We start from the raw sequence: 12,901 nt of genomic DNA on the forward strand, positions 1-12,901 counted from the left end.
CCGAACGGGCCAGTCAGGATGAGCGCTTCATGCGCTTGGCGATTGCCCTGGGCGAGCGCCACCTCGGCCTGACCTGGCCGAATCCGTCGGTCGGCGCGGTCGTCGTGGATGAGAGCGGCGACGCGTCGGTCATCGTCGCTCAAGGCGCGACGCAGCCCGGAGGTAGGCCGCATGCGGAGCGGGTGGCGCTGGGGGCTGCCGGCGAGCGGGCCAGGGGCGCGACGCTTTACGTAACCTTGGAGCCCTGCGCGGCCCGCAGCAGCAGCAATCACGGCGCATCCTGCACCGATCTCATCGTTGCCGCGGGGATCGAGCGGCTGGTGGTCAGCGTATCCGATCCGAGCCCCTTTGCCGGTGGGCAGGGGCGGGATCGTTTCGCGCAGGCGGGCATTGCTATGTCGTCCGGATGCCTTGCCCGCGAAGGTCAAAGGCTCCATCGTGGTCATATCACCCGCGTCACCAAGCGGCGGCCCGCGGTGACGGTGAAACTTGCCCGCAGCACCGAGGGCTTTGCCGGATCGCGCCACGGTCCGCGCCTGATGCTCACCGGTGAAATTGCCAATGCAAAAGTCCATCTGATGCGCGCCCATGCCGATGCGATCATGGTCGGGGTCGGCACGGTTCTTGCAGACGATCCGCTGCTCAATGTGCGCCTGCCGGGTCTTGAGGCCCGCTCGCCTATCCGCATCATTGTCGATTCCAATCTGCGGACGCCTCCAACCGCTCGCGTGGTCTCTGGGGCACACGACATCCCGACCTGGATCGTGACGACGGTCGAGGCGCCGGTCGAGGCGGAAAAAGTGCTCACCGCTCAGGGCGTCGAAGTCCTGCGGGTCTCGGCGGGTGCGGATGGCCGCGTCTTGCTGGAGGAGGCGTTGCAGTTTCTCGGCACACGCGGCCTGACACAGATTTTCTGCGAGGGCGGCCCCGAACTGGCGGATGCGCTCGCCGGGGCCGATCTTATCGATGAGCTGGTCCTGATCACCGGCCGCTCAGCCCGAGGGCAGGGCGATGTGCCGGCCCTCGGGCCGTCGCTCCAGGACCGCATGGACCTTCTCGATGGCTGGGCCGAGGAGCAGATCGGCTCTGATCTTTTAATGTTCTGGGAGAGACCCTGATGTTTACGGGTATCGTCACCGATATCGGTGAGATTGCAACCGCCGAGGGGGCTCAAGGAACCCTGAAGCGCCTGCGCATCCATTCGTCCTTCGACCCCGCCACCATTGCGCTCGGCGCCTCCATCGCCTGTGGCGGGCCATGCCTCACTGTGGTTGCTGTCGGCCCGCGCGAGGGCGGTTGCTGGTTCGATGTGGATGCCGCCGCCGAAACCCTGGATCGCACCACCGTGGGCGGCTGGGAGGCCGGAACGAAGGTCAATCTGGAGCGGTCGCTGAAGATCGGCGACGAACTCGGCGGCCATATCGTCACGGGACACGTGGACGGCATCGCCACCATCGTGGCCAAGGAAGCGATCACGGCCGGCGACGATCCATGGGGACCGACCGCCCGCTTCACCATCAAGGCGCCGCCGGCGCTCGCCCCGTTCATCGCGGAGAAGGGCTCCGTCTGCCTCGACGGCACGTCGCTGACGGTGAATTCGGTCAACGACGACATGTTCTCCGTGCTCATCATCCCGCATACGCTAGCCGTCACCACCTGGGGCGAGCGTCAGGTGGGCGACAAGCTCAATCTCGAAGTCGATCTCATGGCGCGCTATGCCGCGCGGCTTGCGGATGCGCGCCGGGCGGAGTAGGGGAACGCCTAACGTTTCCCGTATCCCATACACAGCCCTCATCCTGAGGAGCCGCTGAAGCGGCGTCTCGAAGGGGTAGGGCTCTCCAGTGCTCTCTGGATCCTCCTTCGAGACGCAGCCTATGGCTGCTCCTCAGGATGAGGACGGAGACATTGTTAGAATTCTGAACGGATTTCTTATGGTCGCGCCTTCCGATAAGCCGAAAAACCCCCGTCCGCCGATCCCCGGCGCCCGCATCCTGATCGTCGAAGCCCGCTTCTATGACGACCTCGCCGACGAGCTTCTGCGCGGCGCGAAAGGCGCGGTCGAGGCGGCGCAGGCCAGTATGGATGTGCTGACGCTCGACGGCGCGCTCGAAATCCCCGCCACCATCGCCATCGCGCTCGATGCCGCCGAGAAGGCCGGCAAGCCCTACGACGCCGTCGTGGCTCTCGGCTGCGTCATCCGCGGCGAGACCGGGCATTACGACATCGTCGCCGGCGAGAGCGCTCGCGCCCTGATGGACCTGTCGGTCGAGCGCCGTATTCCTCTCGCCAACGGCATCCTCACCGTGGAGAATGAGGAGCAGGCTTGGACCCGCGCGAAGGTGAATGAATTGAATAAGGGCGGCGGAGCGGTGGACGCAGCTCTGGCTGTCCTGCGCATCAAGCGCCAACTCGTGGAGGGCTGATCATGACGAAGCCAGCAGAGCGCTCGGCCGCTCGCCTCGCTGCCGTCCAGGCCCTTTATCAGATGGACGTGTCGGGCAAGACCGTACTCGACGCGCTCGCCGAGTTCGAGACCTTCTGGATCGGCCGTGAGGTCGAGGGCATCGAGTTCCAGCCGTCGGACAACGCTTTCTTCCGCGACATTCTTTCGGGCGTGGTCAAGAACCAGCGCGAGATCGACGTGAAGATCGACAACGCCCTTGCCGCCGACTGGCCGCTGAAGCGCGTCGAGGCGGTGCTGCGGGCCATCCTGCGCGCGGGCGGCTATGAGCTGATGTTCCGCAAGGACGTGCCCGCGCGCGTCGTCATCACCGAATATGTGGACGTCACACACGGCTTCTACGGTGAGGACGAGCCGGGCCTCGTAAATGCGGTGCTCGACAAGGTCACCCGCGACGTCCGCCCCGGTGAGCTGGAAAAGAAGGCCGCCGGGCAGGGCAAGCGGTAAGACGATGCGGGCGGGGATTGTCAGCCGATGAGTTCGAAGGAACGCCCCGGCGAGGACAGTCTGATCGCCCGCTTCTTCGCCCCTATCGCCGGTGAAGGCGGCCTTGGCCTCAAGGACGACGCTGCCCGCCTCACGCCCAAGCCCGGCCACGATCTCGTCCTCACCGTCGATGCGCTGGTCGAGCACGTCCACTTTCTGCCCGAGGATGCTCCCGGCTCCATTGCCCGGAAAGCGCTAGGGGTGAATGTCTCGGATCTCGCCGCCAAGGGCGCCGACCCTGCCGGCTTCCTGCTCAGCCTTGCCCTGCCCGGTGACTGGACGGAGAACTGGCTTGCCGATTTTGCTACTGGGTTGGGAGAGGCGTCCCGGGATTTCTCCTGCCCGCTCCTCGGTGGCGATACCGTGAAGGCGAGGGGACCGCTGACCCTCTCCTTGACCGCTGTCGGAGAAGTGCCGACGGGCCGGATGGTCCGGCGCACGACGGCTCAGGTCGGAGATCTGATTTGCGTCACTGGCACCATCGGCGATGCTGCGCTCGGGCTGAAGCTCCGATCTGCCCCGGGCTGGGCCGATGGCCTGTCGCCTGACGACAAGGCGCATCTCGCCGATCGCTACCTCCATCCCCGGCCGCGCCATCGTCTCGCAACCGCACTGTGCAACCACGCCAGTGCCGCCATGGACGTCTCGGACGGCCTCGCCGGCGATCTCGCCAAGATGATGCGGGCGAGTGGCGCCAGCGCTCTCATCGAAGCGGATCGGGTCCCGCTGTCGGCCGCCGCGGTGAGGGCTGTTCAGGCTTCGCCCGACCTGCTCGATCTCGCGTTGACCGGCGGGGACGATTACGAGATTCTCTGTGCCGTTCCGGAAAAGAAACTCGACAGTTTCCGGAAAGAGGCCGATAGCGTCGGGATCACCCTGTCCGTCATCGGCCGAGTCGTCTCAGGACAAGATCTGCCGGTCTTTCGGATGAACGGTCTCGAAAGACGCTACGATGTCGGCTCCTACCAGCATTTCTGACACTTCCTTCCAGGCATTTTCCAGCGACGCCGTAGCCAAGCACAATGCCGTGGTTCTCGCGGCCGCCATGGCTCTCGGCGGCTCGAGTCCGGCCATCGTGGTGTCGCTCGGCGGGCTCGTCGGCCAAGCCCTTGCGTCGAACAAGGAATTGGCGACACTCCCGGTCAGCCTGCTCAATCTCGGTCTGGCTCTCGGCACCATTCCGGCCGCGATGCTAATGCGTAAGGCGGGGCGGCGCATCGGCTACATCATCGGGGCCGGAATCGGCCTTGCGGGCGGTTGCCTTGCCGCCTTCGGTATCGCCTCGTTCAGTTTCGTCCTGTTCTGCCTCGGCACCTTCATCATCGGCAGCTACGGCTCGTTCAACCAGAGCTACCGCTTCGCCGCCACCGATGCGGCCTCCGAGGCATTCAAGCCCAGGGCAATCTCCTGGGTCATGACAGGCGGCCTGGTGGCAGGCGTGATCGGGCCTCAGACTGTGATCTGGACCCGGGACGCGGTCGAGGCCGCTCCCTTCGCCGGTGCCTTCCTGGGGCAGGCAACCCTGGCTCTGTTCTCAATGATCGTCGTTTCGTTCCTGCGGCCAGCCCCCGTCAGCGTTGCCGCCACGAAGGCGGGTGGCCGGCCCCTGATTGAGATCGTGCGCCAGCCCCATTTCATCGTGGCTGCGGTCTCCGGCCTCGTTTCCTATAGCCTCATGACCTTCATGATGACAGCGGCGCCCCTGGCGATGATCGGCTGCGGTCATCCGGTCGGCGCGGCGGCGCTCGGCATCCAGTGGCATATCCTGGCCATGTTCGGGCCGAGCTTCTTCACCGGTCGCCTGATCGCCCGATTCGGCAAGAAACGGGTGACAGCCACCGGCCTCGTGCTGATCGCTCTTTCGGCCATCATCGGCCTATCCGGCATCAGCATCGCGCATTTCTGGATAACACTCGTCCTTCTCGGGCTCGGCTGGAACTTCGGCTTTATCGGGGCTACCGCCCTGGTGATCGAGTGCTACCGGCCGGAGGAGCGTGCCAAAGTCCAGGCCGCCAACGACTTTCTCATCTTCGGCTCGGTCGCCATCGCCTCGTTCTCGTCGGGGAAGCTGCTGAGTGCCGGCGGCTGGGAAAGCGTGAACTGGCTGGTCTTTCCACCCGTCATCGTCGCACTAATTCTGCTAGCTTGGCGGCAGAGGACGAAGGGGATCGCACCCGCTTAAAGTATTAAGGCCTTCCTGTGAGTTGTGCCGGTAGGATTGTTGCGAACGGCCTAGTTTTTTGCCACCAAATATGAACTTCGCTGGGGGTAGGGGCCGATCAAGGCCAGAAATCAGGCCTTGATGAGCGGCTTTCTGCTTTCCCATAACAAGGATGGCATGATGGCACTGACCCTTATTATCCTGGGCGGGCTTCTTTCGATCGCGTATGGCTTCTGGGCCATTAGCGACGTGATGAAGCGCGACGCAGGTTCTCAGCGTATGCAGGAAATCGCCGGTGCGATTGCCGAAGGCGCGAAAGCCTATCTCCGCAGGCAATACGCGACGATCGCCGTCGTGGGCGTCGTTCTGTTCGTCATTATCGCCTACTTCCTCGGCATTCGGGTAGCGATCGGTTTCGCCATCGGTGCCGTTCTCTCGGGCGCCGCCGGCTTCATCGGCATGAACGTGTCGGTCCGCGCCAATGTCCGCACCGCTCAGGCCGCAACCCAATCGCTCGGCGGCGGCCTCGACGTCGCCTTCAAGGCGGGCGCCGTCACCGGCATGCTGGTGGCCGGCCTCGCACTCCTCGGGGTCGCTCTCTATTACGGCTATCTCACTCGGGTCGCCGGGCTGAGCCCGTCGGACCGCGTGGTCATCGACAGCCTCGTGGCTCTGGGCTTCGGCGCTTCGCTGATCTCGATCTTCGCCCGTCTCGGCGGTGGCATCTTCACCAAGGGTGCCGATGTGGGCGGCGATCTCGTGGGCAAGGTCGAGGCCGGCATTCCCGAGGACGACCCGCGCAACCCGGCCACGATCGCCGACAACGTGGGCGATAATGTCGGCGACTGCGCCGGCATGGCGGCCGACCTGTTCGAGACCTATGCGGTGACCGTGGTCGCCACGATGGTTCTCGCGGCGATCTTCTTCGCCGGCCAGGCGACCCTCGACACCATGCTGATGTATCCGCTCGCTATTGGCGCCGCCTGCATCGTCACCTCGATCATCGGCAGCTTCTTCGTGAAGCTCGGGCAGAACGAGTCTATCATGGGCGCGCTCTACAAGGGCCTCATCGTGACCGGCATCCTGTCGGCGGCGGCAATTGCCGTGGTCACGTGGCAGATGATAGGTTTTGGGGCAGTTCCTGGTGCCGACTTCACGGGTCAGGCTCTGTTCTGGTGCGCGATCATCGGTCTCGCCGTGACGGCGCTCATCGTGGTCATTACCGAGTTCTATACCGGCGTCGGCTTCCGCCCCGTGCGCTCCATTGCACAAGCATCCGTGACGGGCCATGGCACGAACGTGATCCAGGGCCTCGCGGTCTCGCTGGAAGCGACCGCGCTGCCGACCATCGTCATCATCGCGGGCATCATCGTGGCCTTCAAGCTCGCCGGTCTGTTCGGCATCGCGATTGCCGTGACGGCCATGCTGGCACTCGCCGGCATGATCGTGGCCCTCGATGCCTTTGGGCCGGTGACCGACAATGCCGGCGGCATTGCCGAAATGGCAGGCCTGCCGAAGGAGGTCCGCAAGTCGACCGACGCTCTCGACGCGGTCGGCAACACCACGAAGGCGGTGACCAAGGGCTATGCCATTGGTTCCGCCGGTCTTGGCGCCCTGGTGCTGTTCGCGGCCTATACGTCGGACCTGAACTACTTCACCCAGAACGCGGCGCAATACCCGTACTTCCAGGGCGTGGCGCCGAACTTCTCCCTGACGAACCCTTACGTGGTGGTCGGTCTCCTGTTCGGCGGCCTCATCCCGTTCCTGTTCGGTGGCATCGCCATGACGGCGGTGGGCCGGGCAGCAGGCTCGGTGGTGGAGGAAGTGCGTCGTCAGTTCCGCGAGAGGCCGGGCATCATGGCCGGTACCGACCGTCCCGATTACGGTCGCGCCGTCGACATGCTCACCCGTGCTGCGATCAAGGAAATGATCGTGCCCTCGCTCCTGCCGGTGCTGGCGCCGATCGTGACCTACTTCATCGTCTATTGGGTGGCGGGCAAATCCGAGGCCTTCTCCGCCGTGGGCGCCATGCTTCTCGGCGTGATCGTCACGGGCCTGTTCGTCGCCATCTCGATGACCTCGGGCGGCGGTGCCTGGGACAATGCCAAGAAGTCCTTCGAGGACGGCTTCACGGATGCCTCCGGCACAACCCACCATAAGGGCTCTGACGCCCACAAGGCTTCCGTCACGGGCGACACCGTCGGCGACCCCTACAAGGACACGGCAGGCCCTGCCGTGAACCCGGCGATCAAGATCACCAACATCATCGCCTTGCTGCTCCTCGCGATCCTCGCACATTCGTAAGAGCAGCGCAGTCAAACAACATCAAGCCCGCGGCGAGAGCTGCGGGCTTTTCCTTTGGCTGGCAGGTGCAAAGAAAATGGCCGGGCTTCGTCCCGGCCATCCTGAATTGTCGTGATGATGGTCGGATCAGCCGAACGGGTTGAAGCTGGTCATGCCCTTGAAGATCTGACCGAGGAAGCTGGATTCCTCGCCGCCAGCCGGGGTGGTGCGGCTGATGAAGTCGAAGACCTTGCCGTCCTGCAGGCCGTAAAGGGCAACGCGCTCGACCCGCAGGCCTTGGTCGAAATAGACGGCCGTGACTTGCTGATCGACCACCTGCTCGCCCATGAACTGCAGCGTGCGACGGGATTTCTGACTGATATAGTACCAGTTGCGGTTGCCGACGGTGGACACGGTCGAAGGGGTCCCGAGGGTCTGGAGGACCTGATCGGCGCTCATACCCTTCTTCACCGAAGCGACGGCGCGCTCATCCACGACATAGCCGCGTTGGAACTCGTCGCCCATCGTGCAGGCGGCTGCGGACGAGGCGAGAACGGTTGCAGTAGCCAGGCGCACCAAAAGAGTATGATATCGACGCATCGTACGGTTCTTCCAGAAATGCGGCGCGGATAAGCTTGCGCCTACGGATGGTGATGGCGTAACCCGAGGCTACGATTTTGACAAGCTTGGAAGGGCAGAGCCGTGATCTTCAGTCTCTTCCGCAAGGACCCCCGGCGAACCACCATCGCGACTCTCTACAAGAGAATTGCGACGGCATCGCGCAACCCTGGGCTCTATGCGGCACTTGGCATCCCGGACACCCTGGAGGGGCGGTTCGAGGCCCTCTCGCTGCATATGATATTGGCCCTGCGTGCCCTGCGCGAGCTCCCGCATCCGGCCGCTGAGGTCGCCAAGGACCTGACCGACGCCTTCTTCCGCGACATGGATGCTTCCTTGAGGGAAATGGGCGTGGGTGACACCGTCGTGCCGAAGCGGATGAAGAAAGTCGCCGAATCCTTCTACGGGCGAGCCCATGCCTATGATGCCCCTCTCAATGACGCCGACGAGGAAGGTTTGGCGCTGGCCCTCGGCCGCAACGTCTATGGCAGCGAGGCACCGGCCACGCCTCTGGCGCGTTATGCCCTCGCAGCCGATCAGGGATTCAAGGCAGTGGATCTGGATACGCTTCTGGAGACAGGGCCCGTTTTTCCCGTGCCCGAGACCTTTGCTTAAGGAGGCAACCCGATGACACCCGAAACCGTGGGGCCTTTGTCGCGGCTTATCGACGTCATGAAGATCCCGCCACGCGGGCAGGAGGTCCATGTGGAGGCGACGGCCGAGGAATGTGCCGCGCTGGCCCGGGATTTCGGCCTGCCGGGGATCCAGGCTGTCTCCGGAGATTACCAGCTGAAAGCTTCCGCCAAGGGCATCCATGTGATGGGTGTGGTCAAGGCCTCGATCACCCAGGTCTGCGTGATGACTCTCGACCCATTCGATTCCATGATTGAGGAAGAGGTTGAGGTCGATTTCGCGGAGCCTTCAGGGATGCCGGCGGAACCTCCGACCGATATCAACGAATACGAGCCGCCGGATGAGATCGTGAATGGCCAGATTGACCTCGGCGCGCTCACGGCGGAATTCCTTGCCCTCGGCCTCGATCCCTATCCGCGCAAGCCCGGCGTCGACTTCAGCTATACCGATCCTTCCGACGAGAAGGATACGCCGTTCGCCGCCTTGAACAAGCTAAAGGAAGGCAAGTAAGGGGCTGGCAGCAGCCATCCTCAACCCATATCTCCAGCACGTCGGGGCTGATCGCAGGACTACAGAATTCAGTTGCGGAGCGAAAGCAAACCGCTATTTTCCGCCCCCTGTTGAATGACTTAAAAAAGAAAGAACAATCGTTTATGCCGAAGCCGGTGCGTATTTCGCTTGATGCGATGGGGGGCGATCACGGTCCGTCCGTCGTGATCCCAGGCGCAGCCTTGGCCTTGGAGCGCCATCCCGATCTCCGTTTCCTGATGTTCGGCAATGAAACGATTGTTGCACCTCTCCTGAACGCTCATCCCAAGCTGAAGGAAGCGACCGAGCTGCGCCATACGGACATCGCCATCGCCATGGACGAAAAGCCCAGCCAGGCCATCCGGATGGGGCGGGGCAAGTCTTCCATGTGGCGGGCCGTCCAGGCCGTCCGGGATGGGGAGGCGGGTGCTGCCGTCTCTGCCGGTAACACCGGGGCCCTGATGGCGACCGCCAAGGTCTGCCTTAAGACCATGGCGCATATCGAACGCCCGGCGATTGCCTGCATGTGGCCGACCTTAAGGGGCGAGAGCATCGTGCTCGATGTCGGTGCGACCATCGGCGCCGATGCAGGCCATCTGGTGGATATGGCAATCATGGGCGCTGCCATGGCGCGCATCGTGTTCGACCTGGATCGCCCGACCGTGGGTCTCCTCAATGTCGGCACGGAAGAGATCAAGGGGATCGAGGCGGTCAAGGAAGCCAGCCGGATTCTGAAGGAATCGACCTTCCCGCACCTGGATTATCGCGGCTTCGTCGAGGGCGACGATATTGGCAAAGGCACAGTCGACGTGGTCGTGACCGAGGGATTCACGGGCAATATTGCCCTGAAGACTGCCGAGGGAACGGCCAAGCAGATCGCCCAATATCTGCGCTCGGCCATGAGCCGCACCCTGATGGCGAAGATCGGGTACCTGTTCGCGAAACAGGCCTTTAACGCTCTCCGGGACAAGATGGATCCGCGCAAGGTCAATGGCGGCGTCTTCCTGGGGCTCGAAGGAGTGGTCGTCAAAAGCCATGGTGGCACGGACGATCTCGGCTTCGCGAGCGCCATCGACGTCGCTTACGACATGGCGCATTTTGAATTGATGAACACGATCCGGGGCATGTTGGACCATGATCCGGTTGGCCAAACGGCCTGAGGAAGGCGCATCTTGAAACGCACCCGTTCCGTCGTACGCGGCATCGGCTCCTATCTGCCGAGACGCAAGCTGACAAATCAGGACCTTGAGAAGCTGGTCGAGACCTCGCACGAGTGGATCGTGCAGAGGACCGGCATCGAAGAGCGCCACATTGCTGACGATGACGAAACCACATCCGTTCTCGGCATCAAGGCGGCGGAAGCCGCCCTGGCCGATGCCGGGCTCACGGCGGCCGACATCGATCTCGTCATCTGCGCCACCTCGACGCCGGACTATACCTTCCCGTCAACGGCAACGATGATCCAGACCGGCATCGGCATGACCCATGGAGCGGCTTTCGATCTCCAGGCCGTCTGCACGGGCTTCGTCTATGCCGTGGCAACGGCGGACAAGTTTCTGCAGTCGGGTTCGCACAAGCGCGCCCTTGTCGTCGGTGCCGAGACATTCTCCCGCATCCTCGATTGGAATGACCGCACAACCTGCGTGCTGTTCGGCGACGGAGCAGGGGCCATCGTGCTCGAAGCCCAGGAGGGCGAAGGCACTTCGGCCGACCGGGGCGTCCTGACATCCCATCTTCGGTCCGATGGGCGTTACCGGGACAAGCTTTATGTCGATGGCGGTCCAGGCTCGACGAAAACGACCGGCGTCCTGAAGATGGAGGGCCGCGAGGTCTTCAAGTTTGCCGTCGGCATGGTGGCTGACGTGGTGCAGGACGCTTTCACAGCGACCGGCACGAGCGCCGACGACCTGAAGTGGTTCGTGCCGCATCAGGCCAACAAGCGCATCATCACGGCGAGCGCCGACAAGCTCGGCATCGCGCAGGAGAAGGTGGTCATCACCGTCAACAGGCATGGCAATACCTCGGCCGCCTCGATCCCTCTGGCCCTGGATGTCGCCCGCAAGGATGGACGCATCAAGGACGGCGATCTCGTCATGATCGAGGCCATCGGCGGCGGTTTTACCTGGGGGAGCGCCCTGATCCGGTGGTGAGGCGGAACGGATTCGACTCTGGTGGTATCCGCTAATTCTACCTTGGCGGTTGACCGTAGGGAGCCATCTGCATAGCGTCGTCACGGACGACAAGACCAAAGAACTCATTCGCGCTGGGGAGCTCAATGGCTGGCAAGACGATAACGAGAGCGGATCTGAGCGAGGCTGTGTACCAGAAGGTCGGTCTCTCGCGGACCGAATCGGCTGAACTGGTGGAGCGGGTTCTGGGTGAAATCTGCGACAGCCTGGCCGCTGGCGAGACCGTGAAGCTGTCGTCCTTCGGCTCCTTCATCGTGCGCAGCAAGGGCGAGCGCGTCGGTCGCAATCCCAAGACGGGTGTCGAGGTTCCGATCGACCCTCGCCGGGTGATGGTTTTCAAGCCTTCGAACGTCTTGAAGGCGCATATCAACGGTGAGACCTTCGAAGGCGAGGATTGATCCGGTTATGGCGAGCGGCGTCATGGACAAGAGCCCCGACGCATTCCGCACGATCAGCGAGGTTGCCGAAGACCTCGATATTCCTCAGCATGTGCTGCGCTTCTGGGAAACCCGCTTCAACCATATCAAACCGCTCAAGCGCGGGGGCGGACGGCGCTATTACCGTCCGGACGATGTCGATCTGCTCAAGGGCATCCGCCATCTCCTTTATGGGGAAGGCTATACGATCAAGGGCGTTCAGCGGATCCTGAAAGAGGAAGGGGTCCGCTTCGTTCAGGGCGTGGGGCGCGGAGAGCAGAGTGTTACGACCCTTCTTCCCGAGCCCGGGTCGACGCGCGCCGAGGGGGCTGAGGTCTCCACTGAAATGCAGCTTGACGATGAAGAAAGCGCCGCCTGTCTCCCTCGTCAGCAGGGGCTGGCTCCGGAGGCCCTCCGTGGGCTGCAGATGGCCCTCGAAGAGCTCTATGAATGCGACCGGGTCCTCACCTCGCTGAAGAGTCTGGGGGATGTTCCGGCAGGGGAGTGAAACCTAAGAAATTCAAGGCCGAGGCGTGGGACATGTCCGCTTTCTCGCTCAGAAAATACGGGTTTCTTATATGCTTTCGAAAATGAGTGCATTCGACCCTTGACAGGGGTTAGGGTGGCCCTTAAACCGCACCCACACCGCTTCGGCGGTCCAATGCGCGGGCGTAGCTCAGTCGGTTAGAGTGCCGGCCTGTCACGCCGGAGGTCGCGGGTTCGAGCCCCGTCGCCCGCGCCACTTTCCCTCCCGGATATTCAGCTTCGATACTGCTTGGACGTTCAGATCGCGGCCGAGAAACGTCGTGGTCGATGCGTTGCAGCCCTCTAAGGCGCTCTCCCACCTTTGGACGATCTTCGTGCTCGAGCCTGCAGGCCAGTCATATAGAAGAGGCGGCTTGAAGGGGTGCTGACAACTCGGCCGAGGCCTGATTCCTTGGGTTTGCAGTCAGACCATAAGTCTTTGCGGTGTAAAGGAATTTACGCAGGTGTTTTCCTTAAGGGTAATTACCCACGCCCTTGTCATCAGGCGCAATTCCTGAATCCATGGGGCCATGGATCGCACTGATTTGCAGCGCCTGACGAAGGAAGAGCTGATCGAACTGGTGCTGCGGCTGCAGCGGCC

General features: G+C 63.1%; 14 protein-coding genes and 1 tRNA gene. 14 read left to right on the forward strand and 1 reads right to left on the reverse strand.

The window, feature by feature from the left end; translation table 11 throughout:
* Positions 1-29 precede the first annotated feature (29 nt).
* The 7 genes from ribD (at position 30) to ACS5Q1_RS07690 (ending at position 7,412) form a co-directional block, all read left to right on the forward strand.
* A complete protein-coding gene (gene ribD, locus ACS5Q1_RS07660; protein WP_473097600.1) occupies positions 30-1,118 on the forward strand; it encodes a bifunctional diaminohydroxyphosphoribosylaminopyrimidine deaminase/5-amino-6-(5-phosphoribosylamino)uracil reductase RibD in 1,089 nt (362 codons plus the stop codon).
* A complete protein-coding gene (locus ACS5Q1_RS07665) occupies positions 1,118-1,753 on the forward strand; it encodes a riboflavin synthase (protein WP_473097601.1) in 636 nt (211 codons plus the stop codon). Before ribD ends, ACS5Q1_RS07665 begins: the two co-directional genes overlap by 1 nt.
* A 178-nt stretch (positions 1,754-1,931) precedes the next feature.
* A complete protein-coding gene (gene ribH, locus ACS5Q1_RS07670) occupies positions 1,932-2,423 on the forward strand; it encodes a 6,7-dimethyl-8-ribityllumazine synthase (RefSeq protein ID WP_473097611.1) in 492 nt (163 codons plus the stop codon).
* Positions 2,424-2,425: 2 nt separating this feature from the next.
* Positions 2,426-2,908 (forward strand): transcription antitermination factor NusB, encoded by a 483-nt coding sequence (nusB, locus tag ACS5Q1_RS07675; RefSeq protein ID WP_473097602.1) that lies wholly within the window; start codon positions 2,426-2,428, stop codon positions 2,906-2,908.
* Between the two features lie 27 nt (positions 2,909-2,935).
* Positions 2,936-3,925, forward strand: a complete 990-nt coding sequence (thiL, locus tag ACS5Q1_RS07680; protein ID WP_473097603.1) for a thiamine-phosphate kinase — start codon at positions 2,936-2,938, stop codon at positions 3,923-3,925.
* Positions 3,900-5,129 carry an MFS transporter gene (locus ACS5Q1_RS07685; protein ID WP_473097604.1) on the forward strand — a complete coding sequence of 410 codons (1,230 nt, stop codon included), beginning with the start codon at positions 3,900-3,902 and terminating at the stop codon, positions 5,127-5,129. Before thiL ends, ACS5Q1_RS07685 begins: the two co-directional genes overlap by 26 nt.
* A gap of 156 nt (positions 5,130-5,285) precedes the next feature.
* Entirely contained in the window at positions 5,286-7,412 is a 2,127-nt protein-coding gene (locus ACS5Q1_RS07690) for a sodium-translocating pyrophosphatase (RefSeq protein ID WP_473097612.1), read from the forward strand.
* 126 nt (positions 7,413-7,538) lie between these two features.
* Here ACS5Q1_RS07690 and ACS5Q1_RS07695 read toward each other — a convergent pair whose 3' ends face one another.
* Entirely contained in the window at positions 7,539-7,991 is a 453-nt protein-coding gene (locus tag ACS5Q1_RS07695; RefSeq protein WP_473097605.1) for an outer membrane protein assembly factor BamE, read from the reverse strand.
* Between the two features lie 102 nt (positions 7,992-8,093).
* Between ACS5Q1_RS07695 and ACS5Q1_RS07700 the strand changes: the two genes are divergently transcribed.
* From ACS5Q1_RS07700 to ACS5Q1_RS07730, 7 genes are all read left to right on the forward strand, one after another.
* Entirely contained in the window at positions 8,094-8,624 is a 531-nt protein-coding gene (locus tag ACS5Q1_RS07700) for a ubiquinol-cytochrome C chaperone family protein (RefSeq protein WP_473097606.1), read from the forward strand.
* A 12-nt stretch (positions 8,625-8,636) separates the two neighbouring features.
* The gene (locus tag ACS5Q1_RS07705; RefSeq protein ID WP_473097607.1) at positions 8,637-9,152 is read left to right on the forward strand and encodes a YceD family protein; all 516 of its coding nucleotides are present in this window, start codon (positions 8,637-8,639) and stop codon (positions 9,150-9,152) included.
* 143 nt (positions 9,153-9,295) lie between these two features.
* Positions 9,296-10,330: a phosphate acyltransferase PlsX gene (plsX, locus tag ACS5Q1_RS07710; RefSeq protein WP_473097608.1), complete on the forward strand. Its 1,035-nt coding sequence runs from the start codon at positions 9,296-9,298 to the stop codon at positions 10,328-10,330.
* 12 nt (positions 10,331-10,342) lie between these two features.
* Entirely contained in the window at positions 10,343-11,320 is a 978-nt protein-coding gene (locus tag ACS5Q1_RS07715) for a beta-ketoacyl-ACP synthase III (RefSeq protein ID WP_203439587.1), read from the forward strand.
* A gap of 125 nt (positions 11,321-11,445) precedes the next feature.
* Complete coding sequence (locus ACS5Q1_RS07720; RefSeq protein WP_152709275.1) at positions 11,446-11,757, forward strand: integration host factor subunit alpha; 312 nt, start codon at positions 11,446-11,448, stop codon at positions 11,755-11,757.
* Between the two features lie 22 nt (positions 11,758-11,779).
* Positions 11,780-12,283, forward strand: a complete 504-nt coding sequence (locus ACS5Q1_RS07725; protein ID WP_473097609.1) for a MerR family transcriptional regulator — start codon at positions 11,780-11,782, stop codon at positions 12,281-12,283.
* A 157-nt stretch (positions 12,284-12,440) separates the two neighbouring features.
* Positions 12,441-12,517 (forward strand) — tRNA-Asp (locus ACS5Q1_RS07730).
* Positions 12,518-12,901: the final 384 nt, after the last annotated feature.

The organism is Microvirga sp. GN3, assembly GCF_055792825.1.